The 25,164-nt window shown below is 60.0% G+C and carries 15 protein-coding genes; 7 read left to right on the top strand and 8 right to left on the bottom strand.

Going from position 1 to position 25,164, the window contains the following annotated elements; all coding sequences use genetic code 11:
• Window positions 1-122: 122 nt before the first annotated feature.
• The 3 genes from AWM69_RS07900 to AWM69_RS07890 all read right to left on the bottom strand — a co-directional run bounded on the left by AWM69_RS07900 (window position 123) and on the right by AWM69_RS07890 (window position 2,297).
• A complete protein-coding gene (locus AWM69_RS07900) occupies window positions 123-1,073 on the bottom strand; it encodes a FecR domain-containing protein (RefSeq protein WP_218726187.1) in 951 nt (316 codons plus the stop codon).
• Window positions 1,070-1,579 (bottom strand): sigma-70 family RNA polymerase sigma factor, encoded by a 510-nt coding sequence (locus tag AWM69_RS07895; protein WP_218726186.1) that lies wholly within the window; start codon window positions 1,577-1,579, stop codon window positions 1,070-1,072. Before AWM69_RS07895 ends, AWM69_RS07900 begins: the two co-directional genes overlap by 4 nt.
• A gap of 148 nt (window positions 1,580-1,727) precedes the next feature.
• On the bottom strand, window positions 1,728-2,297 hold the full coding sequence (locus tag AWM69_RS07890; protein WP_131653747.1) for an Rrf2 family transcriptional regulator: 570 nt from the start codon (window positions 2,295-2,297) through the stop codon (window positions 1,728-1,730).
• A gap of 346 nt (window positions 2,298-2,643) precedes the next feature.
• On the opposite strand from AWM69_RS07890, the gene AWM69_RS07885 reads away from it, so the two are divergent.
• Entirely contained in the window at window positions 2,644-3,846 is a 1,203-nt protein-coding gene (locus AWM69_RS07885; RefSeq protein WP_131653746.1) for an NAD(P)/FAD-dependent oxidoreductase, read from the top strand.
• A gap of 10 nt (window positions 3,847-3,856) precedes the next feature.
• Here AWM69_RS07885 and AWM69_RS07880 read toward each other — a convergent pair whose 3' ends face one another.
• Complete coding sequence (locus AWM69_RS07880; RefSeq protein ID WP_218726185.1) at window positions 3,857-5,269, bottom strand: fibronectin type III domain-containing protein; 1,413 nt, start codon at window positions 5,267-5,269, stop codon at window positions 3,857-3,859.
• 447 nt (window positions 5,270-5,716) lie between these two features.
• Between AWM69_RS07880 and AWM69_RS07875 the strand changes: the two genes are divergently transcribed.
• Entirely contained in the window at window positions 5,717-6,001 is a 285-nt protein-coding gene (locus AWM69_RS07875) for a response regulator transcription factor (RefSeq protein WP_048382201.1), read from the top strand.
• Between the two features lie 40 nt (window positions 6,002-6,041).
• The gene (locus AWM69_RS07870) at window positions 6,042-6,740 is read left to right on the top strand and encodes a response regulator transcription factor (protein ID WP_218726184.1); all 699 of its coding nucleotides are present in this window, start codon (window positions 6,042-6,044) and stop codon (window positions 6,738-6,740) included.
• Window positions 6,741-6,765: 25 nt separating this feature from the next.
• On the opposite strand, the gene AWM69_RS07865 is transcribed toward AWM69_RS07870, so the two are convergent.
• The 4 genes from AWM69_RS07865 to AWM69_RS07850 form a co-directional block, all read right to left on the bottom strand.
• Window positions 6,766-10,476, bottom strand: coding sequence for a sugar-binding protein (locus AWM69_RS07865; RefSeq protein WP_218726183.1), 3,711 nt, complete (start codon window positions 10,474-10,476; stop codon window positions 6,766-6,768).
• 73 nt (window positions 10,477-10,549) lie between these two features.
• A complete protein-coding gene (locus tag AWM69_RS07860; protein ID WP_218726182.1) occupies window positions 10,550-13,360 on the bottom strand; it encodes a hypothetical protein in 2,811 nt (936 codons plus the stop codon).
• Between the two features lie 96 nt (window positions 13,361-13,456).
• Window positions 13,457-15,862 (bottom strand): carboxypeptidase-like regulatory domain-containing protein, encoded by a 2,406-nt coding sequence (locus AWM69_RS07855; RefSeq protein ID WP_218726181.1) that lies wholly within the window; start codon window positions 15,860-15,862, stop codon window positions 13,457-13,459.
• Window positions 15,863-15,938: 76 nt separating this feature from the next.
• Window positions 15,939-17,744 carry a hypothetical protein gene (locus AWM69_RS07850; protein WP_218726180.1) on the bottom strand — a complete coding sequence of 602 codons (1,806 nt, stop codon included), beginning with the start codon at window positions 17,742-17,744 and terminating at the stop codon, window positions 15,939-15,941.
• A 201-nt stretch (window positions 17,745-17,945) separates the two neighbouring features.
• Here AWM69_RS07850 and AWM69_RS07845 point away from each other — a divergent pair, with 201 nt between their 5' ends.
• The 4 genes from AWM69_RS07845 (at window position 17,946) to AWM69_RS07830 (ending at window position 25,140) form a co-directional block, all read left to right on the top strand.
• Complete coding sequence (locus tag AWM69_RS07845) at window positions 17,946-18,398, top strand: hypothetical protein (RefSeq protein WP_218726179.1); 453 nt, start codon at window positions 17,946-17,948, stop codon at window positions 18,396-18,398.
• Between the two features lie 51 nt (window positions 18,399-18,449).
• Entirely contained in the window at window positions 18,450-23,477 is a 5,028-nt protein-coding gene (locus AWM69_RS07840; RefSeq protein ID WP_218726178.1) for an RHS repeat domain-containing protein, read from the top strand.
• 269 nt (window positions 23,478-23,746) lie between these two features.
• Window positions 23,747-24,304 carry a fimbrial protein gene (locus AWM69_RS07835; protein WP_048382196.1) on the top strand — a complete coding sequence of 186 codons (558 nt, stop codon included), beginning with the start codon at window positions 23,747-23,749 and terminating at the stop codon, window positions 24,302-24,304.
• Between the two features lie 83 nt (window positions 24,305-24,387).
• On the top strand, window positions 24,388-25,140 hold the full coding sequence (locus tag AWM69_RS07830) for a molecular chaperone (RefSeq protein ID WP_218726177.1): 753 nt from the start codon (window positions 24,388-24,390) through the stop codon (window positions 25,138-25,140).
• Window positions 25,141-25,164: the final 24 nt, after the last annotated feature.

The raw sequence follows: 25,164 nt of genomic DNA, 5'->3' as shown, positions 1-25,164 counted from the left end.
ATTCACTTAGGTGGAATGACCGGTGAAGTGAAAAAAAGGGACAGGCGTCATTCCCATGCCAGTCAATTAATGACAATACGAGCTCGCTCCTGCAGAGACCTTTCTCGCTTGAGTAACAGGGCTCACACACTTTTATGACGCGGCACCAGGCTGACCCAGAAGCGGGTGCGTGTCTGCACCTGCAATGGCAGGCTGGTGGCCAGCAGTGCAAGAATGCGATCGGTGTCGTCCAGGCGAAAGCTGCCCGTAACGCGCAGCGCTTCGAGGGCCGGATCCCAACGCAGCACGCCGGGGCGATAACGGTCCAGCTCCCGCAGAAAATCCCCGAGTGGCTTGTTCTGTGCCATCAGCACCCGCTCACGCCAGCCCGGCAGCGAGGCATCGAAGGCACTCACCGGGCCCGCCCCGCTTGCCCCCAGAGTCACCTGCCGGCCCTCCGGCAACAGCAACGCCGGCCCTTGCAGGGGCTGTAACTGCGCCGTGCCACTGACCACCGAGACCTGGCAACCCTCACGGTCAAGCCGTACGCAGACTTCGCCACGGCTGAGCGTGAAACGCCCATAGGGCGCCTGAACCGTCAACGCGGCCGAGCCGGGAACCTTGAGGGCGATTTCTCCGCGCACCAGCGTAATGAGCCGGGAACGCAAATCGACATTCACCGCACTGTCGGTATTGAGCTGCAGCGTGCTGCCATCGGCCAACGATGAGCGCGTGTGTTCACCGGTGGCAGTGTGCAGATCAGCCCGCCAGACCTCCAGCGGCAACTGGCGCCCCAGCAACCAGGCGGTCGGCACCAGGGCCGACACACACAAGGCCTGTTTGAGGATTTTGCGCCGTCCCGGATCCGGACGATCCAGGGTAGCCATCGCCAGCGCCGAGGGCAGGCCACGAAAACGCTGGCGTAACAACTGAACCTTCTGCCAGGCAGACTCGTGGGCGCCGTGGCTGTCGCGCCAGCGTTGCAACTGCAGGTGATCCTGCTCACGGGCCGCGCCCGACTCCAGCAACGCCAGCCATTGCGCTGCCTCCCGCGCCACCTTGCGGGCTTCGGGCGAGTGGCCGCCAGCGTTCAACAGTCCACCAGCAGGCAATGCTCGTAGGCCTGCGCCATGTAGCGTTTGACCGTACGCTCCGAGACTTGCAAGCGCTCGGCGATTTCGCGGTAGCCGAGCCCTTCGAGCTGGCTCCAGAGAAACGCACGACGTACCGCTGCCGGCATGCCATCGAGCAATTCGTCCAGGGCCTGCAGGGTTTCCAGCAGCACCCAGCGCTGCTCCGCAGACGGTACACAGGCTTCCGGCAACTGCGCCAGGGCCTCCAGATAGGCCTGTTCCAGGCTGCGGCGCGTGTAAAAGCTGCTGAGCAGACGTTTGCCGACCGTCAGCAGGTAAGCCCGCGGTTCACGCAGGTCTGACAGTTGCCGGGAGCTGGCAAGCACCCGAACAAAGGTGTCCTGGCTCAGGTCTGCCGCATCCCAGGCATTGCCCATGCGTCGTCGCAGCCAGTTTTCCAGCCAACTGCTGTGATCGCGATACAGGGCATGCAGGGTCTGCTCCGTTGGCGTCGATGCGTCAGTCATTTCAAGAGACCCTGTGGGAAAGCAGTGGTAAATGAGACTGATTCTAATTAGTACTTCACCACTTGACCACGCTCTTTTTTGACGCGTTACGCCCCCGCCGCCCCTGAACCCCGCCACTCCCCTCCTGCTTCTGGCATCACGCCGCCGATTATTCGTCCGTTGAGGACGGCGCAGACCCGCTGACATCGACCAGGGCTATGGTCCCGGGGGCTTTTTGGTCGCGGCGATCATTGAGCCATCCATTGATCTGCGTGCCGAATTCGGGAGGAGCCTTGCGCCCGGTGCGCCGCCCCAGGTCGAGGATGGTTTGCTGTGCAAGGGCTTCTTCCATGCGTTTTTGAGCAGTCATCATTGCCGCATTGATGCCGCACATGCCCTCCAGCGCCCACGGCGGGGCCGAACCCTCGAACACCGCACAACGCCCGCGAATTTCCCGACAGTCGAATATCTGCTTGGGACCGTCAATGGCATTGACGATGTCCAGCAGGGTGATTTCATCCGAGGGCCGGCCCAGTTTGAAGCCGCCGCGCACCCCTTCCGTGGCCAGGACCAGCTTGGCTTTTGCCAGTTTGGTAAAGACTTTTGCCAGGTACTCCAGCGGTACACCCTGCAGTTCAGCCAGATCGCGCACGCTGGCCTCACGACTCTCGCCCCGCTCATCCACCAGCAGCAACAGGCAATGAATGCCGTACTCAACCCCGGCACTGTAAAGAGCCATCTGCATCTCCGACTTATGTATTCGCCTCACAGTTAACCGTTTACCTGCAGCCGTAGCAAGGACTCGTTGAGGATCGACGCCTTTGTGCAACACGCCAATCGGTTCGCAAACCCGCCTGACGAGTCAAACCACGCCGTATTCCGGGCGGTTGAGCAATATTCAACAGATTTACCGGCAACGGGACCGGGCGGTTGATAAAAAAATTCTTGCACAAACAATCTACGACCAATAGAGTCGTAGTTGCTCGCCACGCTCCGCAACTCCGAGCGAAACGATCCAGCCATGGCCCGCATCACGATGCCCGCCACTGTTTACCCAACCTGAAATGACTGCTTTGGAGCACACAATGAAAAAACAAATCCTGATCGTCGGTGCGGGCTTTGGCGGTATGTGGAGTGCGCTGAGTTCGGCGCGACTGCTCGATAAACATGAGCGCGAGGATGTACAGATCACCGTCCTGGCGCCTGAGGCCAGCCTTGCCGTGCGGCCGCGCTTCTATGAGCCGGACGTGCACACGATGAAAGCTGAACTGGGTCCGCTGTTCGACTCGGTCGGGGTGAACTTCATCCGCGGCGTGGCCGACACCATCGATGTGGCCGGGAAAACGGTCGGTTTCACCGACGCCAATGGCAGCCCGTCCGTGTTCAACTACGACAAGCTGGTACTGGCCGCTGGCAGCCGCGTGGTTCGCCCTGCCGCGGTGAGTGGTGTCGAGCATGCATTCGACGTTGACCTGATCGCCGAAGCGAGCCGCCTCGAAAACCATCTCAAGAGCCTCGCACAACAACCTGAATCTGCGGCGCGCAATACCGTGGTGGTGGCGGGCGGCGGCTTCACCGGGATCGAGACGGCCACAGAAATGCCGGCCCGCTTGCGGGCAATCCTCGGCAGTACAGCGAAGGTGCGGGTCATCGTGGTCGACCGCGGCAACACAATCGGCGCAGCCCTGGGTGAAAACATCAGCCCGTCAATCATCGAAGCCAGTCAGGCACTGGGTATCGAATGGCAACTGGGCGCGTCGGTGGTCGCCGTTGATCCGCAGGGCGTCACCCTCGCCGACGGGCAACGTATTGCCGCTCACACGGTCGTCTGGACTGTCGGTGTGCGTGCCAGCGCCCTGACTGAACAAGTACCCGGTGAACGTGACAGCTACGGCCGCCTGCACGTGGACCGCACCCTCAAGGTCATCGGCCAGCAAGACGTCTACGCCACGGGTGATACGGCCTACGCCGCTACGGATGAGCTGGGCAACTTCGCCATGATGACCTGTCAGCATGCGATCGCCCTGGGCCGCTCCGCGGGCAACAACGTCGCCGCCGACCTGCTGGGCGAAGCGCCCATCCCTTACAGCCAGCTCAAGTACGTCACGTGCCTCGACCTGGGGGAATGGGGCGCGGTGTACACCGAAGGCTGGGACCGTCAGGTGAAGCTGATCCGCGAGGAAGCCAAGCAATTGAAAACCACGATCAACTCGGTCTGGATCTATCCGCCGGCAGCTGAGCGGGTTTCAGCACTGGCCGCGGCCGACCCGATGATTCCCGTCGCGTAGGCTAAAACGCTCAGGCCTGGTCTTTACCCACGCGAGGCGCTGCGCCGGTGTGGGTGAAGACCAGAACCGCCGGCTCGGACAACTGCCCGTACACATCAAATGCAAACACCTCAAGGGTGTACTGCACGTTGACACTCAGGTTGGCCACATAGGTTATGGGATAAATAAAAATCGTTTGATTGTAATGCCCGTCCAGCATGATTTTCACCCCGGCCTCGGCTGACTCGTCGTCGACGAAAGTCCACTTCAGCAAGACCGATGTGGCGGAGTGTTCGAACAGTTCGACATGAGGCGCTGAAGGCGGTGGTGAAGGCGCCGGCCCCCGGGTTTTGAACGTGGCGGTAGCGGGAGTCGAGACGTTTCCCGCACTGTCCCAGGCCCGTACGTCTATGTAATGCAGGCTGCCCCCGGTCAACCCGGTGAGCGCCAGGGCGGGCTCCTGCACTTCGAACATGCGCAAGCCATTCACCAGCACCCGGTAGCCGCCCACGCGGTCTTCATCGCTCGACGGCGTCCACCGCAACTGCGCAGACGTTTCGCTGATATCGGTGACCACTGGCGTCCCGGGCTGCGTCGGGCGCACCCCGTCCAGCACCGTTGCCTGCAGCTCACTGACCGCTGAGTACTCAACCTCCACGTAGGCCCGAACCTCAAAATTGAAGACATGCGGTCCCGGACCGGGCGACTGGTCCATCAGCTCGAATCTGTAACTGAAATACGCCTGGTCGGTGACGATCTGGCCATTGATGCACACCTCGTACCACGGGCCGGCAGGGTTGCTGTCCCACGTCAGTCGGCAAAGGCCGTTGTGCTGGGTAAAGGTCAGTCCGGTGGGCGGGCTCAACAAGGTTTTGAACCAGGCCTGCGAGATCTCGGACACCAACCCGCTGCCCTCATACTCCGCACGCACTTCAACACGATGCTTCGCATGATTCTCCAGCCCGGTGAGCGTGAAGTGGCAGTCCCGGGTATATCCGACGATCGTGCCATACAGCGTAACGATGTACCTGAGCGCTATGTCGATACCGCTCGCAGGCGTCCAGGACACAGTAGCCGACGTATCCGTGATGTCACTCAACTCGGGAACCCCGGGTTTGCCCGGAGGCGGCAACCGCAAAAGTCGAATCGACTCCGGCCCGGAGCTGACGCCTTCGGCCGTGACCGCACGGACCTCGATCAGGGTGTCCTGATCCGGGTGCAGCCCGGTGAGGGTATAAGGCGGTCGTGTGACCTCCACATGAATATCAGGCCCTGTTATCCGGTAGTACGAGGCATTCGGGCACAGCTTGCAGGTTGCATAAGGCTCATCCCAGGTCAGCGTGAGGGAGGTCAGGCCGGCTCTGGTGCCTTGCAGGTTCCCGGGGCTGCAAATGGGCCGGAGTTGTCCGGTGGGCTGCACCGGGAACGTGGAAGGTTGGGTCATGGGGCGCATTCCGTATCGCTGGCAACGCTTTTTTTTACCCTTGTCAGCAGATTTTCTGCACCTCACAGAACTGCTAGTTGCGCGAACTGTACAGCGAGCGTATGGGCCTTGGGTGAAGGCTGCAGGCAAACGAAAATGACCAACGGTGCAGCGCTATGAACGCTTGCTTGAGCCACATCCGCGAACAGTGCTTTGTCGCACCTACGCAGCGAATACACCTACATCTTTGAGTGCGCGCAGATGACATAAACATCCAGCCGGAGCGAATTAAAGTGCTGCACCTGTTATTTCTTACAGGTTCCAAGATCGAAATATAGCGTTATAAATGGCCCGTCCCTACAACACAGACATACGCATCTGTAAGCAAGGTCGCGCGAACCACGCCCACTTGAGACAGGAAGGATCCGCTGCGCCCACATCATAGAGTGATAAACGGGAGAGCTTCTCATGCACCGTTCGAATCAGATCGCCGACAGATCCGCCACAGCCCGGTCGTCATTTCAGGTAACGACCAACGAGGACCTGCAAGGCATCACACTCACCAAACGCGAAAAAGAAGTCCTGCAATGGAGTGCCCGGGGCAAGTCGTCCTGGGAAATCGGCCAGATCTGCTGTTGCAGCGAGGCTGGCGTCAATTATCACTTCTGCAACATTCGCCGCAAATTTGGCGTCAGTTCACGCTGGACAGCCGTGATCAGGGCCCTGGAACAAGGCTTGATCCATCTGCCCTGAGCCGGTCGGGCGCAGGGCAGCGCCGCGTGGGGGACTGCCCATGAACGCCTCCCCCACGCCACTGCGCATCATCCTCGCTGACGACCACCCGGTGGTGTTGATGGGGGCCAAAATGGCCCTGGCCCCTTACACCATCGTCGCACAAGCGCACACTGCCGATGAGTTGATCGAACAGCTGGAATGTACGCCGTGTGACATCCTGATCACCGATTACTCAATGCCTTATGGACGCTTCCCCGACGGCCTGGCCCTGACCGGTTACCTCAAACGGCATTTCGCTCAGGTACAGGTGATCGTGATGACCATGTTGCGCCACCCGTCCTTGTTGCAAGCCCTGCTCCACGGGGGCGTATGCGGCATATTCGACAAACGCAGCCCGCTGGGCGAGCTGGTTCGGGCGGTGCAAACCGTGAACAAGGGCCGTGTTTACCTTAGCCCTTCTTTCGCCGGCATTCTTCAGGCCCGAACGCTCGCCTGTGCCCCTGATGCTGCGGCGCAGGTCAACCTGACCAAGCGCGAAATCGAAGTGGTGCGCCTGTTCGTCCAGGGGCTCTCAGGCCGCCAGATCGCAGGGCAACTCAACCGCAGCGAAAAAACCATCAGCCGACAAAAGCGCACCGCCATGGACAAGCTGGGGGTGATTCATGACAGCGAGCTGGTGGAGTTTGCCCTGATCAACGGGTTGAGCCACGATCATCCTTCGGCCACCTGCTCCACGGCGTGCCCGGCATCAAGTTGATACCGGGCACGCTGCATGTCGGCGTCTAGCTGCCGCTCGGAGCACCGACACTGTCCAGCCGCCCCAGGCTGTCATAGCTCAGCGTGCGCCCTGCCTCATCCTGGAGCAGATTGCCGTTGGCGTCATAGCTCAGCTCGACAACGGGCGGATAATCAGCGTGGCTGTTATTGATACGCCTCAACTGCACCGGGTCCTGGGGATCGTACTCAAAGGTTGCGGTGTTGACATCGGCCCTGGAGTCCGGCCCGAAGTAGGTCTTCACTTCTTCATGGTTGTCCAGTGCATCAAAGAAGAAGCGTTGCCCGACGAGGGTTTTACCGTAGGGATCAACAGGGGACTGAGGTCCCTCGCACAGGTACTCCTCCAGCCGTCCGCGAGGATCGTAGTAATAGCTTTCGTCGCGCAACAGCGGCCCGCCCTCTCCTTCACCTTCGGTCAACAGCCTTCTTTCCAGCTGGTCGACGCCGGTCCAGTACTGGGTCAGGGTCGACAGCGTGCCATTAATGTCAAACACTCGCCGGGTCTCGCGGCCCTGTGCGTCATATTCAAGCCTGACCGCTACATGCTGCCCGGCCGTGACATCCACGGTGTCGATACTCGCCATTTGCCCCTGCGCCGTGTAGGTAAAGTCAGTCTTGATCGCATCGACCTGCCCGGGCAGACCCAGCGCGGTGGTTTGCAGGCGGCCTGCGTTGTCATACACGTAACGCTGAACCTGACCGAGGACGTCGGTGTAGCGCAATAATCGACCTTGACGGCTGTAGACCGACGTCATCTCACGGGGTTGGTCATCCGCCCCGGTGCGGGTTTCGCTGACCACCTCGCCATTGCTGTTGTAGCGCCGGGCCAGGGTAATGCCGGGCTCGGCGGTCTCCAGCAACCGTGCATTATGCGGGTCGTAGGCGTAGGTGGCCTCAATCGGCGCCTGTGAGGACGTAGCGGGGACGACGCTGCGGCTGACCGGTTCGTCGGTCAATTCGGGCATGTAGGCATAAGCAATCACACTGCCGTCCGGCTGGATCACCCGATCGGGCTGCTGCTGGCTGGTGTCGTAGACATAGGTGGTGGTGCGCCCTCCGGTGGTCGACTCGATCCTGCGGTCCAGGCCATCGAACGCCTGGGTACCCAGTTCAATGCCGTTGACGCTGATCAGGGTCGGCAAGTCTTCGCGACTGTGCCCTGCATATTCGCGCACCACGCTGCTGCCGTCGGGCAAGCCGGTTTCAATCAAACGGTCATAAACGTCGTAGGTATCCAGCGTTTCGTAATCCGCCGCGTTTTGCTCGTAGGTGGTGCGACCCAGCCCGTCATAACTATAGCGATGCAGGCTGAGGCGCGATTCGCCATCCAGGTCCAGCCGCTCCACGGTCACTGGCTTCTCGAAGCGATTGCTCAGGGTGATGGTCTTGCCCATGCCCTCGCTCCACTCCTCCCGCGTAAACGTCACGGGATTGTCGTGGGTATGCCGCGTGACCCCGTCCGGGCCGGTGACGCTGGCTTGCTGACCCCACAGGTCGTAGGTGAACTGGCTTGTGAGTGTCAGGTCGGCTTTTTCCAGCCAGTCGATCTCGGTTTCCTCGGTCAGTTGCCCCAAGACATCGTAGCGGGCGGCGTAGATATCGCGGTACATCGCCGGGTTGCCCTCGGCGTTGTCGACGTCGTGCCGGGCTTCCCTGACGGCACGGTTGAGCCCGTCGAACCAGGTTCGGGTGCGCTCCTGCTTGACGTTTTCCAGAGTCTGGCTGGCCAGTTCGCCGGGAGGTGGCTCCCCCGGACCTGCCGGGCGGACCAAGCCGTAGCGATAAGTGCGGGTGGCCGCGTTCGGCGTGTCCGGCGCCACGGTTTCACTCAGTACCCGGCCCAGCGCATCGTAGGTGTAGCGGATATCGACATCCTGGTCCCGGGCAAGCAGCGGTTCGCCGTTGAGCAACGAACGTTCTTCGGTGATGCGCTGGCTGACTGCATCGAAATCGGTGCTCAGCACCTGTTGCGTGCGCAACACGGTTTCACCGGCAAAGGTCGCGTAGGTGGCAGCCGGTTTACTGTAGGTGTAGTCCGTGAAAAGTGTGCGGCCCGGTGCCGTGCCCAGCGTCAGCGCTTCTTGCTCACGCAAGCCGTGGATCAGCGGGTTGTCCGGTTCGTCGTAGAGACGATAGACACTGCATTCCAGCACTTGCCCGGCGCCGCCGCTGATGTCCAGCAACTGTTCTTCGGCCAGCGCCACCCACGGTGCATCGCCGCCAGTAAGCGGCTGTTGTATGACATACCGGTAACGGGTACTTAACGTCGGCGCATCGCCTTGCAGATCGGCCACCTTGTCCGGGTCGGCACTCGGCGTCACGGTGCTTTCCCGTTTGTGGCGAACGAAGCCATAAGGGTCTGGCGGGCAGTCGCCGGGCACGCCTTCGGCCGGGTAATACTGGGTGGTTTCAGCAATGCCGTTGGCCTGGACGCTGCGGGTCAGGTTGCCGTAAATATCATACTCACTCAGCACCTGATCCTCGCGCCACTGGCGAGGGTCATCGGTCAATTCCCAACGCGTGACCGCCTGCTTCGGCAACTGGCATTGGCGCACCTGATTGTCGAAGGTGTCAGTGTCGTTGGCGTAATAGGTGGTAGTCACAGTTTGCCGATGCGTACCCCGAGTGGTGGTTTGCGCCGTCAGCAAGTGGAAACGGTTGAAGCGGCGGTTCACGCTGCGTACCGCAATGTCATTGACCATCAGGCTTTCGGTGGATTCGTAGGTGTAGGCACCGATGACTTTGTACAGGTTGTCCAGGCCATCGTCCGTCCAGGTGATCGGTGCGTTGTAGCCCAGGAAGTTATTGCTGCTGTAGCTGTATTTCACAATGATCGGCGGCTGGCCAGCGCCAGGGTCGAGGACGTGATCGGTGACCCGCGGGATGTTCTGATGCCCGCTGCTTCCCGGAAAACCATGGCCCTCATCGAGGTACTGCAACGTTTCATGGCCTCCGAGCGGGGTCCACACGTCTTTGATGCACAACAACCCGCGCAGCGTTTCGTACTCAAAACGCCATCCGGCAGCATTGTCGGTGGGTAAAGCAATGCGCGTCACCCGGCCACCGCTCAGGTGCAGGACAAACACTGCCGAGGCCACGCCATTGACTGGTTTCAAGCATATTTCCAGTGTCTTGGCGGCCGTGTCCGGAACCACTTCCAGCAGCGTCCCTTGGCTGTCGCTGACGCTGCCGAGCATTCGCCCGTCGCCTCCATCGGCACGGTAGGCGAGGCTCACCCCATGGCCCTGGGGCGAATACAGTTTGACCGGCATGGCCACTTGCGGGGTCGCGCCCATGAGTTTGAGAATCTCGACCTCGCCCGACTTGTGCACCACCTTATAGTCGCCCCGTGGATCACCGCTGATGTCGTACAGCTGAAAGCCTTCAATCTTCTGTTCTTTCATCAGCATGCGCGCGGGGTTGCCCGGGTCGCGCCCGGTGACCTTGAAACGCTCACCCGAGTGCAACGACACGACTTGATTGCTCGGCGTGTACTGGGTCAAGGCCAGGTCCCAGCCCAGGCCGTAGCCACTGTCGAGGGTGTTGAGCGGGTTATAGCTCAAAGCCAGCGGTACGGCCGGCCCTCGCAGGTCGTTGCTCAGCACTTCGTCCAGGGCCAGGCCGACGGTATAAAGTCCAGTACGCGGGTCGACCCCGGACTGCACGAAACTGAGAAAGTTGAACGCATTGGAATGCACAGATGTAGAAGCGGTCATGTCTGCAACCTCGAGTGTTCAAGTGGATCCGCCTGTGCAATACGCCACCGGGCCCATTGCACAGGACGCTCAGTTACTCATCCAGAAAGCCGAGCTTTAGCCGGTTGCGGTCCGAACTCTCGAACCTGACGGCCAGGGCATGCCGGTTGCCTTCGTTGTCGGTCAGCACCACCCGCATCGGCGCTCTTTTCAGTGATGTCAGCCCGGATTTCGCGCTCTGCAGTACATCATCCCGGCGAAACAAACCGATCAGAAAACGGCCTTCGGCCAACGGTTGTTCCAGATCCGTCTTGAGCAAGAACGACGGTGCCATCCCGGCCTGGGTGGTGAGCGTGAAGTCGTACTTCATCAGGTTCTGATCGCCGGGCAGAAGCGGATTGTTATAGGCAAAGCCGGTGTAACTGAACATTCGCTCGTTCTCGAACGTGCTTTCCCACTGGACAATTGAATTCAAGCCCGCAACATCGGCAGCTTCAAAAGTTACACCGACCGTTCCGCCACGCTTATACGACAAGTCCCAGTAATCAGTGGTGTTCAGGTGCCAGTCGAAGTCATCGTTGGTGTCCGGCCCGCCGGGCCCGGAGCCTCCCGCAACCCGTCGGCGGGTCAGGGTGTAATCCTCGAGGACCGGTGTCGGGGCGGGTTCCGGCACCAGTTCGATAATGCCGTCCTCGGCCCCGGGGTGAACATCCGAGCGCTTGGGAACGCCGTCAGCCCGTGTAAACTGCGCATAGAATTTTTCGGGTTGAGACGCTCGCGTCACCACAAACAGGTTGACCCTGTTCGGCAGCTCGGCGCGTGCCTCCTCCTCTGGTTCAGCCTGCGCCGCAATCCCAGGAAAAGGCTTGAAGCGGTTTTCCTCGCGCGTTTGTGCCCATCGCACCAATCCCTGCGGATCGTACTCAATGCCTAGCTGAAGCGCCGGCACATCTTCCACTTCCTGGTTGGAGCTGACATAGACCAGCTTCAGCGAGTTTTCCTCATCCTTTGTCAGGCGGGCGCCATCGGTTTCGATCCGGGCTTCCAGCGGCAGTTGCTGATAGCCGTTGGCGAATGCCTTGGTTGAACGCAGGGCAGACAATGAGAAACGGGTCAGTTCTGTCCAGCCCTCCTCCACATCGATATTGGAGAGTTTGACCACGCTGTAGCCGGTTCTGAGCAGAAAAGTGCCCAACCATATCTCGCACTTCACCACGCTGAACCCGCGGGTGGGGTTTGCCGGCGCGGTGAACACGCCACCCGCAACGCTGCCCTCGCCCAGCACCTGCCAGCGGCGCTCCAACTCGACCGGAGCGTCGGTGACTTCCTTCAGTGCCACCGTCGCTGATCGGGCCAGGGAGCTGACAAAGGGAGGATCGATGCCCATGGTCGCGTCAAACTTCGACAGCATCACGCAGGCCTGAACGGTTTCGCCGGTCTGATCCCGCACTTCAATCGTCTGCAACACAAAATTGTCCGGTAACGGAGCCTCTTTCCCCGGCGGCGTGTAAACCGCCGTATTGCCAGTGGCCACCAGGCTTCCGTACTCAGGGGTGCTCCAGGTCAACGTGCTGCCACTGAGGGCCGTCGCCACGAACGTGACCTTGTCATCGTCCCCTAAATGGCGGGACACATAGCCGGGTGAAACGGTCATGGCTTCGGGAGTGACCAGCAGCAAGGCCGACACTCGATGTGTCTGGCTGTTGACCGGGTCGACGTAGCTGGCGGTAACAATATTGCGCACCGAGTCCTTGCCGATCGCCTGCGCAGACACCGGGCGATACAGGCCGCTGGCTGAGTCGATCTGGCCGGATGAACCGTTGGTATTCAGGCTGCTGACGCTCCAGGTCACTCCCGTGACAGGCATGCCATCGCGCAAAGCCCTGTACTGCAAGGGTTCAGCGCCGGCCTTGAGGCTGTGAATCCACGGTTCAATCGTGATCGTCGTGCGTGAAGGATCCAGGCTGCCGAAACTCACCATGTCATAGGGAACGTGGCGCGAATGCTCGACAAACACGTTTTTCTCGCCCGGAAACAACAGGCTGCGGATCAGCTCCAGTTTTTCGTCATCGGAACGCGACACATATTCCTTGGCCAGAACCATGGTGGCCGAATATTTTTTGACGCCGTTTTCCTCGTCATCCGGGATCAGGTACGGGAAGTAATCCTTGGACGGGATGTCTCCCCCCAAAGGGCTGCCCCTGAGCTGCACCAGTACCACCACGGCACCGTCTGCCGAGTTCGCGGCACCGGCCAGCTCGGCGCCGGGGGCTCGTTGGGTCAGCACAATAAAATGGGTGGGCGTCAGATCGCTGCCGCCCTTGAGGTCCAGAATCCCCAGCTCGTACACCTGCCGCTCAAGCGGCAGCTCCTGGAAGCGCTGATTGAAAAACTCACCGAGTTTTTTCTGGCTCGCCGCCGGCCCGGCCAGGTTGCACATGAACTGTGTGCCCTTGGACAGGTCCAGGGTGACCCGCCCCAGGCGATCGACGACCCCGACCACCAGCGACAAATCCAGCACCACCTTCAGCGTGTAACCCTGCGCCTCGGTGATGGTGTAGCTGTACAGCACACCTGCGTCTATTTCGTTGGCGGTAAACGTGCCGCCCAGAATGCTCAGGGTCAACACTGCCCGGGAGTTGTCCAGGGCTGCCGGTTCAAACGACAACAGCGGCTTGCCCAGCAATACATCTTTTAAAACGCCGAATTCAGTGCGCGACTCGTTCAAGTCCATCTGACCGGAAAACACTGGCAAATACTGTGTGCCGTCATATTTCTCGATCCATTGTTGTTGCAGCACCCGATTCAGCCGCTCGCGGTCGAAGGCACACACGGCGCCCCATTTTTCTGTAATGGAGCCCGACTTCATTTTTTCCAGAATACTGGCAAGGGAATTACTGGCCATTGGCTTTCTCCTAGGCGACAGTCAGGGAACGCACCGACGTTTCTGCACTTGGCAGCCAAACGTCGGCACGGTTTTTTAAAGGGTCAACACCTCGGGTTAAAGCTGGAACTCGCCTGGGGTTTGTTCAAAAAAACCTTGGGGTTCCTCGGGCTGGGGCTTGGGCGGCAACGTAATCAGCGGCAGCGGTTGAATATAAAAGGCGTCGCCGATAAAAAATGGATCTCCGCTAGGCATCTCCATCGCGGCCATGATGGTGATAATCACGAATTGGTATTGGCTGTTCGGATCAGGGGTATAGAGACCTTGCTGGTCAATCGATCCCGCACCCGTTGCGGGGATACACCCCCAGTGCTCAGTCCCCGGTGGTAACTCGCCCCCATTGAAGCGAGCCGAAAACTGCGCCTTGCCACCCACCATAGCGACCTCCATTGCCACAGTCTGTTTGCCATGAGTGACCACCATCAGTGAGTTCTGGGTCTGGGAGGTGGCGGTATTCGTGACGATGACTTCATCAATGGTGAAGGTCTTTTTAATCGTCCCGACCTCCTGCCTCAGGGGAGCGCTGTAGACATTGCTGCGATCCGGACTCGCCACGGGCGGAACGCTGCCATCGCCCTTTACCGACCAGCTCAAGCTGCCACTCAGGGCATTGGCGGTCAATTTCCGGGTCTGCGCCGGGCTACCCGCGGTTGAGGCCGGGCAGGTCTGAACCAGCGGATTAAGGGTGATGGCCCGGGCGGCGACCGTGACCAGGGCTTTGCTGACATGCTCGCCGCTGGTGGCCGTGACCTTGACCCGTTTATAGGTGCCCGGAATATCACTCAGGCCCGGCGCGGTATATCGGCCGCTGGCGTCAATGGTACCGGCACCGGCGCTGGAACCGTCGAGGTTAGCCACGCTCCAGGTGATCGAGGACTGCGCCGGGTTCACCGCAAAGCTGAAACTTTCGCCATACCCCATCAGGTGCTCCATGGGCGAAATGGAAAACGTGGTGAGCCTTGGGCTGATCGAGCCAAAACTGACCAGATCGCCGGGCGTGTCCACGCTCTTCAATTGCACCGCATCGGTGCTGTTGAACAACAGGCTGTTCAACACAAAGGCATCGATGGCCTGGAGATTGGAGAAAAAAATCTCGGCGGTCTTGCGGGCTTCTTCCTTGACTAACCTTGTAAATTCCGAAAGCAACAACAGCCTGTATAGCCATTCCTGACCTTCAATATCCGGACTTGAAAGTAACATCGGGGCTTTCAGGTCTTGCAGCTCATATACAATTTTTCGCTGCTCCAGATCGACGGTGAACGCACAGTCCGCATTCAGCGCCAATGACACTTTTGCGTTAAGCGCACGACCATCGATTTTGCAATCGACAGGGTGAGACGGGATGCTAGAACCCATGCCCACTCGAAAGCGGCCATTCCCGACATTGCTCACGGTCAAGCGCTCATCTTCATCAATATAAATAGGGATGCGAATTTCACCGAGGCTAATGCGAACGCCATCACCTATCGGGATGACATGCTCTTGAGGGGGCAGCCTGAAATGCCCCGAGGTGCCACTTTTGACTTTAATGACTTCGACAAATCCCTCTTCGTTTTTGACCGTATCGAACCTCGGTGCACTCGCACCAAATGCCAGCGCCGTCCCTTGGCCGATAATATTCAGCATCAGTTGCTCATGACTGAACATCAGGGATGAGTTGATCCCTGGCATATCGTTGGGGATCGGATACAACCAGTCTGCACCGGGCAACCCGCCTTCCAGTTCGTCTTTCATGGCAATCCGCAGTTCAACCGCCCCGCTGCCAAAGTTGGCCGCAGAGATATTCTGCGCACCCTCCTCCATCACGGTGCGGATCTTGAACACCGCCGGTTTCAAGAATTCCTGTTCGGTGTAGGCCAGCGTGCCCAGCTTGAACGATCTGCGCTTGGGTTCGGCTTCACGGAACTTGCGTTTGAAAAACGCCCCCGCCACGCGCCGTTCATGCTCAATCCTCGACCCGCTGACTTCCCATATGTACTTCTGGACGTCCGGATCGCCCAGGTCCAGGGTCACGCTGCCGGCGCCGTTCACTTCCCCTTTGACGTCCTTCAACGCCACCCGGTTGGCCTGGAGTTCCGGGTGATCGAGCGGATCGAATGAACTGATCATGGTCACTTCCGGCGTGCCCCCCGCATCGTTGAGGTACACCTGGGTGCCGCCGACCACGGCCATGCTCATGTTGACTTCAGCGGACGTGTCATCGTTGGAGTTATTTTCAAAACTTAACCGCGGGACGTCGGTGACGTAATCCAGCTGCCAATGCCAGGTGGTTTCCCCGGTGGCGTAAGGTTCATCGATTGGTGGCAAATAAGAGTCGTTGTCGAACTTCTCGATGTACTCCTGCATCAGCAGTTGATTGCACTTGTCACGGTCATAGGCCACGAACGCACTCCACTTGTTCGTGCGTGGCGACAATGCCATCCAGTTCAGATATTCACGTTGGGTAACTCGCTTCGCAGGCATGTCATTGCCCCTCATCGTATGAAATGACGTCGTAAGCCGAACACCGTGTGCCCGGACACCTCTTGATCCCTCAGCCTCATGCTTCCAGTGTGAAACGCGCTTCGCGGTAGTTGGTTTCAGCCCCTGGCTCATAGATCACGCTGACCTGCACCGTGACCGGCCCCGTTTGAAACTGCCGCAGGATGGCCGCGCTGACATGGGTCGACACTTGCTTGTTGGCGACATCGGCGGCGGTGACGCGGTAGTCGTTAAACAGAGGCAATGTCAGGGGCTGATTGTTGATGTCCTTGCCGGTCATCATTGCGTTGACCGTGTGCCCTTCACGCATATAGACCCAGGCCCTGAGTGAGAACAGCTCACCTTCAGCAGGGATCTTGCTCAGCAGGATCCGGCCGTTGGTCTGTTGCGCCTGCCTGGACTGAATGCTCAGGTAGTAATCCAGCGGTATGGCCAGCACCCTCAGCCCGTACACCGGTGACTTGATTGCCACGCTCTCTCCCGCCGGGGTCACGCAGTAGTACACCTGCACGGTTTTTCCGAGGTTGGCCGGGATGAACTGCGGCGCGATATTGAATGTCTTGCTGTCCGGCGCCGTCGGCGTATCAACCCGTGCATAACCCGTGGTGCCATACCCGGCCCAGAACACTTCGACCTTGTCGTTGGCTCCGTAACGGGAATCGATGCGCACATCGACCCCCGTGACACTGAGGTTCAGCACCTCCAGTTCGCCTTCGCCTTCCACCGGCTCTTGCCCCGGACGCGCACCCACCACGATGGGCATCTCCAGTTCAAGGGGCTCGCGAATGGTTACCGCGTGTTCGAGTGAAGAACCTGCACTGCCGATCCAGGCAAACTGATACTGCAGGCTGATGACCTGACCGTTATTGGCGAGCAGCCATTGCGGGTCAATCCGGCTGTCAATAAAGCCCTTGTCGAGGGTCGAGGCATCAACCCTTATCGGCAGCACCAGCGGCTCGACGGCCGAGGCATCGGAGTGAACGTGGCACAGCACGTCATCACCCACGCTCATGCCGGGGTAACCTTCGATGCGCACCGGCAAGCCCTCGGGGAACTGCACCGGGTTAATCGGCCCGCCGCCATGACCGACAATCGTCAGTGCCGGCAGCAACGCCGTGGGCGGCGGCAGCAGTTGCAGGGTCTGGGAAGCAGATACCGTCTTTTCCAGCGAGGTATCGGCGTACTGGATGCCGTAGCTGATCTCGACCCGCCCCCCGTCGACACGCAGCAGATCCGAACGTGTGAGCGGCAAGGCCAGCGGCTTGCCGACGTGCGCGGCCTTCACCGATGTGTCCTTGGCAATCGGCGGCAGGAGCTCCCTGCCGTCGGCATTGAAGCGCCGGCAGTGCAAGGTCACCACATCGCCTGCCGCCATCGCCTGATAAGGCACCAGCATGACAGTGGGCTGGGCCCGCGAGCCGGTGTTCAAGTCGTAGTGCAGGTCATGGGATTCCTTGATCTGCAACACTGGCAAATCCGCACTGATCCTTGGCCGCTTGCCGACATAGAAAAACAGCCGCCGTGACTCGTCGCCGTAATCCGGCTCAGCGGCTTTTTTGACGCTGTACGAATAAAACACCCAGCCCTGATCCAGATCGGTCAGCGTTTTGTTTTCGATCTGGGCCAATACTCCCTCAGGCGTCAAATCGACCACTCTTACTTCAATCGGCGCAATCAATTCATCCACCACCGCGCCATCGTGGGCACAGCCGCGCCAGTTCAAGTTAATCAAATCGCCTTCACCGGTTTCAATGCCCGGATAATGGATATAAGTCTGGAGTGCTGAATCTCCCAACTTCACCAGATCAATTGCATTGTCAGCCTCTAATGCGGGAATCGTCGGGACCGGATTCAATTCAATCATGAGGAAGGTTCTCTGCATTCAAATAATCGCGCTGATGGAATAACCGGGGCGCGTTCAGTGAATACAATTTTTACCCCTCAAGTCCGCACTTGGGTACTAGCAGAACTGCTAGGTTTGCGTCGCTGAAAAGGCTGTTAGTGTTTATTCCCATGCCGTCATACGGCCCCTGTACCTGTCCCCGTAAACATTCAGGAGTTCACTATGAATCTCTCCAGCACTCTGACTGCCAGTCTTTTAATCAGCCTGGGCATTAGCCTGACGGTGGAAGCCGCAGGCAGTATTTACGTCAGGGAAAAAGACGTCAGCGTGGAATGTGTGATTCCGGCCACCGTGGGCGATCATATCGTTAGCAGCTACGGCTGCACCAATGACCAGGCCTATACCACGCGCCTGTTGAATGTTGACTCTGCCCTGAGCATTACGTACTTCGATGATAAAAGTTCAAGTGGCTGTTTAGATAACCAAGGCTGGGAAATTGAAATACTGACCATTAAACAACCCACGACGACACCGCCCCTGGAATACTTGAACATTGAAGCGCTGGCCGGCGTGCCCAATGGCGAAATCGTTGTGCCGGGGGTTCGCAAAGTTCGATTCCATTCAGGCGGCACTATTCACGGGCATCTTTCGTGCATTCGAATAGAGCGCAAGTAAGTACCTGTTATTTAACGGCGACTGTGTTTAAAGTAATCGAGGTTTGCCCCTATGACTGCCGCGACGGCTGTTCACTCCAACGCGTTCAATTTTCTGAGTTTTGTGCAAACGGGCGTCGATCCGCGCACCGGGTTATATACCGTCAGCGTGTCGTTGCCCGAAGTCAAAACCAACGACCTTAGCGGCCCGGCCGTCCCGCTGACACTCACCTTCAACCCGCTCAATACACTCGACAGCGGTTTTGGCCTGGGCTGGAACCTGGCCTTGACCCAATACACGCCGAGCAATCAGGTGCTATCGGTGCATTCGGGGGAAAGTTTCAAGGTCACTTCACGCGCCCCGGGCAACCCTGCACGCATGCTGATGAAAGAGCAAAAGATCGAAAACTTTCAGCTCTACGACATCAGTGGCGACCCCCGGGGCGACTTCAAGGTGGTGCACAAATCCGGCCTGGTAGAAATCCTCAAGCTCATGGGCCCCACTCCGCAAATTGCCATGCCGGTTCATCAGTATTCATCCCAGGGACACGGCGTGACCTTGAGCTACGGCGAGGGCAACTTGCCACGGATGCTACGCACCGTCAGGGACGATCAGCGCCAGCTACTGGCGGTGATCCGCAACACCACGGCAAAAACCGTTGAGTTCCACCTCCCGGCGGTGGGCGGAGAACCCTCGGAACGCGTGCTGATGCACCTGGAAGGTGACCGGGTCAGCAGAATCACCTTGCCCACCAACAACGATGCCGGCTGGCGCTTCGACTATGAACCCATACGCGAGCTGCTGTGCATCAAGGATGTGTGGACCCCCATGGGCGGCCGTGAAACCCTGCAATATGGCGATGCAGGTCATGCGTTCCCCGGCGACGGCGGACAACAGAACGTGGCCCGGGTCCCCCGCCACGTTACCGACCCCGGCGCCGGCCAGCCTGTCGCCACGGTGGACTACACCTACAGCAGCAACAATTTCCTCGGTTACAACTCACCGATCGACTGGACCGACGATGGCCTCGACAACCTGTACAAGGTCATCGGCGACTACACCTATGAAGTCACTGAACGCCTGATGGTCAATCAGCTCGCGGTGCGCACCACGACCCATACCTTCAACCGCTTCCATTTGCAGACCTCGCTCCTCACGACCCAGGGCAACCACCGAAAAACCGTCACCACCACCTATTACGCCAACGACACAGACACCTTTGACAATCAGGTGCGCCAATGTCAGTTGCCCAAACGGGTCGCCACCCTGTGGGACCTCACCGATGATCCGCGAACCTGGCGTCATGACAAAGAGCTGAATGAGTACGACATTCACGGTAACCAGACCCTCAAGGTGCAAGCCAACGGCATTCGTGAAGTCTCCAGCTGGTACCCGGCCGACGGTATGCCTGGTGACTGTCCGCCCGATCCGTACGGGTTTGTGCGGCACCTGCAGAGCCGCACGGTGTTCCCCGCCAGCGACGCGACGCTGATCCCTGAACTGCAAGACGGTGCGCCAACTTTGCAGACCCTCTACCGCTACATCTCGCAACCGGCCATCGCGGCCAGTGCCAACCAGACACCGTGGGTGGCCCTGGCCGAAGAGCAGTTGCAGGAACTGGACAGCGCGCAAGCACGCCTGCTGCAACGTTGCGCCTATCGCTACTTCAACACCCCCGCCGATCCGCTGAGCCACGGCAGGCGTCAACAGCAAGCCCTGACCTTCGCCGATAACCCTGACCACACACTGGTCACGGACTATCGCTACAGCAAGAAAAAACCGACCCATGCCACTGTCGACGGTGAGACGGTGCTGGTCACCGAGCAGACCCTGACCAGCCTTTTCGATAACGTCAGTAAACACACCACCGAAGAGCGTTCGTTGCTCAACGGCGAACCCCTGCTCCTGAGCGACCAGGATGAGCAATTGCGCTTCACCTACGATGCATTGGGCCGTGTGCTCACCGAGACGGAAGCCCCCGACACCGAGTACGCCGCCACCCGCACCTTTCGTTATCGCCTGATCCGCCCGGCAGGCCGCGGTGAGACACCGGTGACCGATCTCCCCGGCCAGGAGCTGAAGGACGTCAAGGGTGTCAGGACGCAAACCTGGTTCGACGGCCTCAGCCGCGCCGTGCGCGAAGCCCTGCAAGACCACGACAATGCCGATGGCAACCCGCCGGTCTACCGGGACATCTACACCGCGCAATACGATGCCCTCGGGCAATTGAGCGAAGAAACCGAGATCGACTGGCTGGAAAAAACCGACCTGCGCCTGACCCGCCGCTTCAGCTACGACCTGTGGGGTCAGCAGGCCAGCGTGACCGGGGCTGATGGCATTACCCGGCATAGTCACAACAACCCGCTGACCTTTATCCACGAACAATGGACCGAGGGCATGGGTAAGACCATTACCCTGAGTAATCGTTTTGACAAACCGCTGAGCACCGAACAACAGGACCTGGCCGGGAACCGCCTCAGCCTGCAGCGGTACCGCTACGACGGGCTGGGCAATTGCACGGAAGAGGTCGACCCGCTTGGCCGGGTCAGCCGCCATCGCTACGACAGCTGGGGGCGTTTGCTCAGCAGCACGCTGCCCGACCTGACCGTTATCAACCACACCTACGCGGCCCATAGCACTGCCGCGCTGGCCACCTCGCTGGCGGTCAAACCTGGCAACAAGCTGCGCCCGGCCGTCACCGTGGGCGAGCAGCGCTTCGACGGCCTCTCCCGTCTGACCCGGCTCACCGTCGGGGATCGCGTGGAGCAACTGGAGTATGAAGGCGCACGCCTGCAACCCAGCCGACGGCAAACACCGAGCGGCAAACAGCTCACCTACCAATACCGGCACGGCCTGACCACCGAACCCACCGTGATCGAAGCACCGGATGAGAACGCAACGTTCAACTATGACCCTGCCAACGGCAATCTCGACCGGTCGAGCAATACTCAGGGCAGTTATGCGTTCACCTACAGTGCAACCGGCCATCTGACTGATGAAACCTGGACCGAGCCGGGCAAGACGACGTGGCACACCCGCTACATCAGTTCATTGAAGGGCCGGCAATTGTCCTGCACCGACATTGCCGGGCAGACCACCGTTGCCGAATACGACGTCAGCGCAAACACCGGACGGCTGTTGCGCATCACCCAAGGCCAACTGCAAGGAAACTTTGAGTACGACACCTGCGGGCGCCTGCATCGCACCACCCGCACCGACCTGGGCACCGGCAATACCCTGATCACGGCACTGGACTTCGATGATATCGGTCGCGAAACCCGGCGCACCCTGACCCTGAGCGACCGCCAGGGCCAACCGCTGCAACCCGAACAGCAGATCGACCTGACGTACCTGGCCGACGGCAACCTGGCCACCTGTCATCGGCAGATCGCGGGCCAGACGGTGCTGCTGGAAACCTACAATTACGACCTGCGCGGGCGGCTCGAACTGTATGAATGCGCCGGCAGCGAATTGCCCGAAGACCGTTTCGCCAATGCCATCGTCAGGCAGTTCTACGAATTCGATGCGCTGGACAACATCATCTACACCCGTACCAATTTCGCCGACGGCAGCCAGGACATCGCCGAGTTCGGTTTTGCCAGCGCTGATCCCTGCCAACTGGTGAGCGCCAGCCACAGCCATCCCAGCTATCAGGCCTTGCGCAGCGACTACGCCTACGATGCCGATGGCAACCTGGCGCTTGACGAGCTTGGCCAGCAATTGAGCTATGACAGCCAGGGCCGTCTGCTGGCGGTGAAAACCGCCGCCGGTCAAGCGCTCAGCAGCTACCGTTATGACGCGCACAACCATCTGCTGGGGGTCACCGCGCAAGGCAGCGCTGAAGCCCTGCGCTTCTATCAGGCAGAGAACGTCAGCCACACCGTGCAAGACGGCCACCACACGCAGTGGCTCTACCACGGTACCCAGCCACTGGGGCAACAGACCCCCGGCGATCCCTCTAAAACCCTGTTGTTGCTCACCGACGCCAAACACAGCGTGATCGGTGAACTCGAGGGCGCCAGCCTGCGCACGGCCGTCTACAGCGCCTATGGCGAACGCAGCAGCGATGAACCATTGAACAGCCTGCCAGGGTTCAACGGCGAGGTGCGCGACCCGGCCAGCGGTTGGTACTTGCTCGGTCGTGGCTACCGCGCCTACAACCCCGGACTGATGCGCTTTCACAGCCCGGACTCGCTGAGCCCCTTTGGCGCTGGCGGGATCAATTGCTACATGTATTGCACCGGCAACCCCATCGCCTTCAGCGACCCCACCGGCCGCAGTCAAATCATCAATAACCCCTGGTTCAATGCCGGCGTCGCAGCCGCGACCACGGTGTTGGGGATTGTGTTGTCGATCGTGACGTGGAATCCCGGCCCCCTGATCAGCGCGGTCATCGCCTCCGCAGCGTCAACCGCGACCACCACGGCCCTGGCTCTGGGCGCCAGTGCCAGCGTCGCGGCCATGGCCGGGGCTGTGGCTACTGCCGCAGTCACCGCTGCACCGGCAGCGATCACCTGGGGCGCAACGGCGGCAGCGATGGGCGTCGAAGGCGTCGCCATGTTCACCCGGGACCAACGCACCCGCGAAACCCTCGGCTGGATCGGCTTGGGCCTCAGTGCGATTGCATTACCGAACTTCAAGGCCTTCAAACCCCCGGCACCCAGACCGGTGATCCACTCGGCCAGCCCGGCCCCGATCCTGCGCAGCAGCACTTCCAGCGCCAGAGTCTCAAGCGCCTCCAGCGCCAACAGTATCCGCGCGTCATCCAGTGGCACCGATACCTCGCGCGCCCTCGGTTTCCTGACAGAAAGCGATATCACCGGGGCAATGAGTGGCGTTGTGCAGAGCAATTGGCGGTTGGCGGCAGCAGCGAAATCCGGAGGTGTCCAGGCACCACGGACTTACGGGCTCCCGGCGCACACGCCGAGCAAGTCCATGCAGGAAGGCATTTTGGCTTCACTGGGTGAGAAAGCTGTTGCCCCGCCCAGCCCGCCCCCTCCCCTCGAACGGTATGTGCCGGACAATACGGTCTTGAAAGGCCAGGATTATTTCCGGGGCCGGCAGAATGTGCATAAACCCAGAGTGCTGCCCGTGATTTAAGCGTCCGTTGCATGACCCATAGTGATTGAAATGGCCGGGCACACCGCAAAGGTGTGCCCGGCCACTGGCCGCCTGCCCTCCCCGAACCGCATCGCCCCTGCGCCCTCGATAACTGAGAGTTCTCTCATATATCCCCCTGCCTGCCGCTTTTAACATTCCCGCGTCGAGACACCGTACCAACCCCTCAATGTCGTCGGCACTTTATCGGAGTGTCACACCGGCGCCGTCTCGACCTCGGCGTGCCGGTCAACTATTCAAGGATACGTAACATGACGAAGTCTTTACTTGCGCTGACCCTTGGGCTGGCTGCAGGCCTGGCGGGCACTTCAGCAGTTGCAGCGCCAAGCACCGGGCAAATCAACTTCACCGGCAACATCAACACCAACACCTGTCCGATTGACCCGATCGATCCCAGCACCGGTGCACCCGGGCCGATCTTTATGGGCGATGTAGCAGTTGCCGACTTCGGCGGCAACGCCGACCAGGAAGCCGGCGGGCGCGAATTTGCCCTGCGGATCAAAGATGGCGCGGCCTGCGGATTTACCGCCGGTGAAACCGCCACCGTCCAGTTCACCAGCACCCACGGCAATGCCGGTACCGACGGCAAGTACTACGGCATCCAGACCGGCGGAGCCGAAGGTGTGGCGCTGGCGATCAAGGACAACGACAGCACCCACGTCGATCACGGCACCGACTCCAAGGCGTACCCGCTCAACGAGACCGGCGAAACCCGAATGGTGTTCAACGCGAAATACCGCTCCACCACGGCAAACGTCGTCGGCGGGCCCGTCATCGCCAACATCAACTTCGTCGTCGCCCTCCCGTAAACCCCGGCCTTTTGAGTGCGGCCACGCACTCAAAAGGCGCGCCCGGCTCTGCGCACCCGTAGGTGTCACCCCGAGGAATGTTCATGTTCGAATCCATCAATGCGTTACGTCGCCGCACGGTGCGCATCGGCGCCGTGGGCGCGCTGTTTCTATCCGCCTACGCACCCTTGAGCCAGGCCTCATTGACCCTGAGCAGCAGCCGTGTGGTGTTCGACGGTGACAAGCGCAACGTGTCCCTGGTGATCGCCAACCCCAGCGATAAAGTCTACGCGGTGCAGACCTGGGTCAACACCGAGGCCGACGACACGACCACCGCCGTACCGTTCATGGCCTCGCCGCCCTTGTTCCGGGTCAATCCGGGCAAAGAACAGCAAGTCCAGATCAATGGCTTGCCCCATACGTTGCCGACCGATCGCGAGTCATTGTTTTACTTCAATGCCCAGGAAATCCCCCAGGTCGATAATCAGCAGAGCAACGTCCTCAACATAGCGATTCGCACCCGCATCAAGTTCTTCTATCGCCCCAGCCAGCTCAAGGACAAACCCCAGGCCCGGCTCAAGGACCTGCAATGGTCGATACAACGCCGCGACGGCAAGCCCCGTCTGGTGCTGAACAACCCGACGCCCTTTCACTACACCTTCAAGCAGCTGCAGCTCATGGTCGACGGCCAGCCACGGCGCATTGAACGGCCGGTGATGGCCGCCCCGCTGGAGCGCACCGTCTATGCGCTGGACAACCTCCCGCCAGGCCCCGGCCTGCAAGTGGTCTTCACCACGATCAACGATTACGGCGGAACCACCGCGCAGATGACCGTGCCGGTTCAGTCGGCCCCCTGATCGCCCACTCACTCCTTTTGCCAG

Source organism: Pseudomonas sp. D1HM, assembly GCF_019266105.1.
GTDB classification, from domain to species: Bacteria; Pseudomonadota; Gammaproteobacteria; order Pseudomonadales; family Pseudomonadaceae; genus Aquipseudomonas; species Aquipseudomonas taetrolens.
The sequence above is the reverse complement of the archived record's forward strand: the minus strand, read 5'-3'. Positions and strand labels throughout refer to the sequence as shown.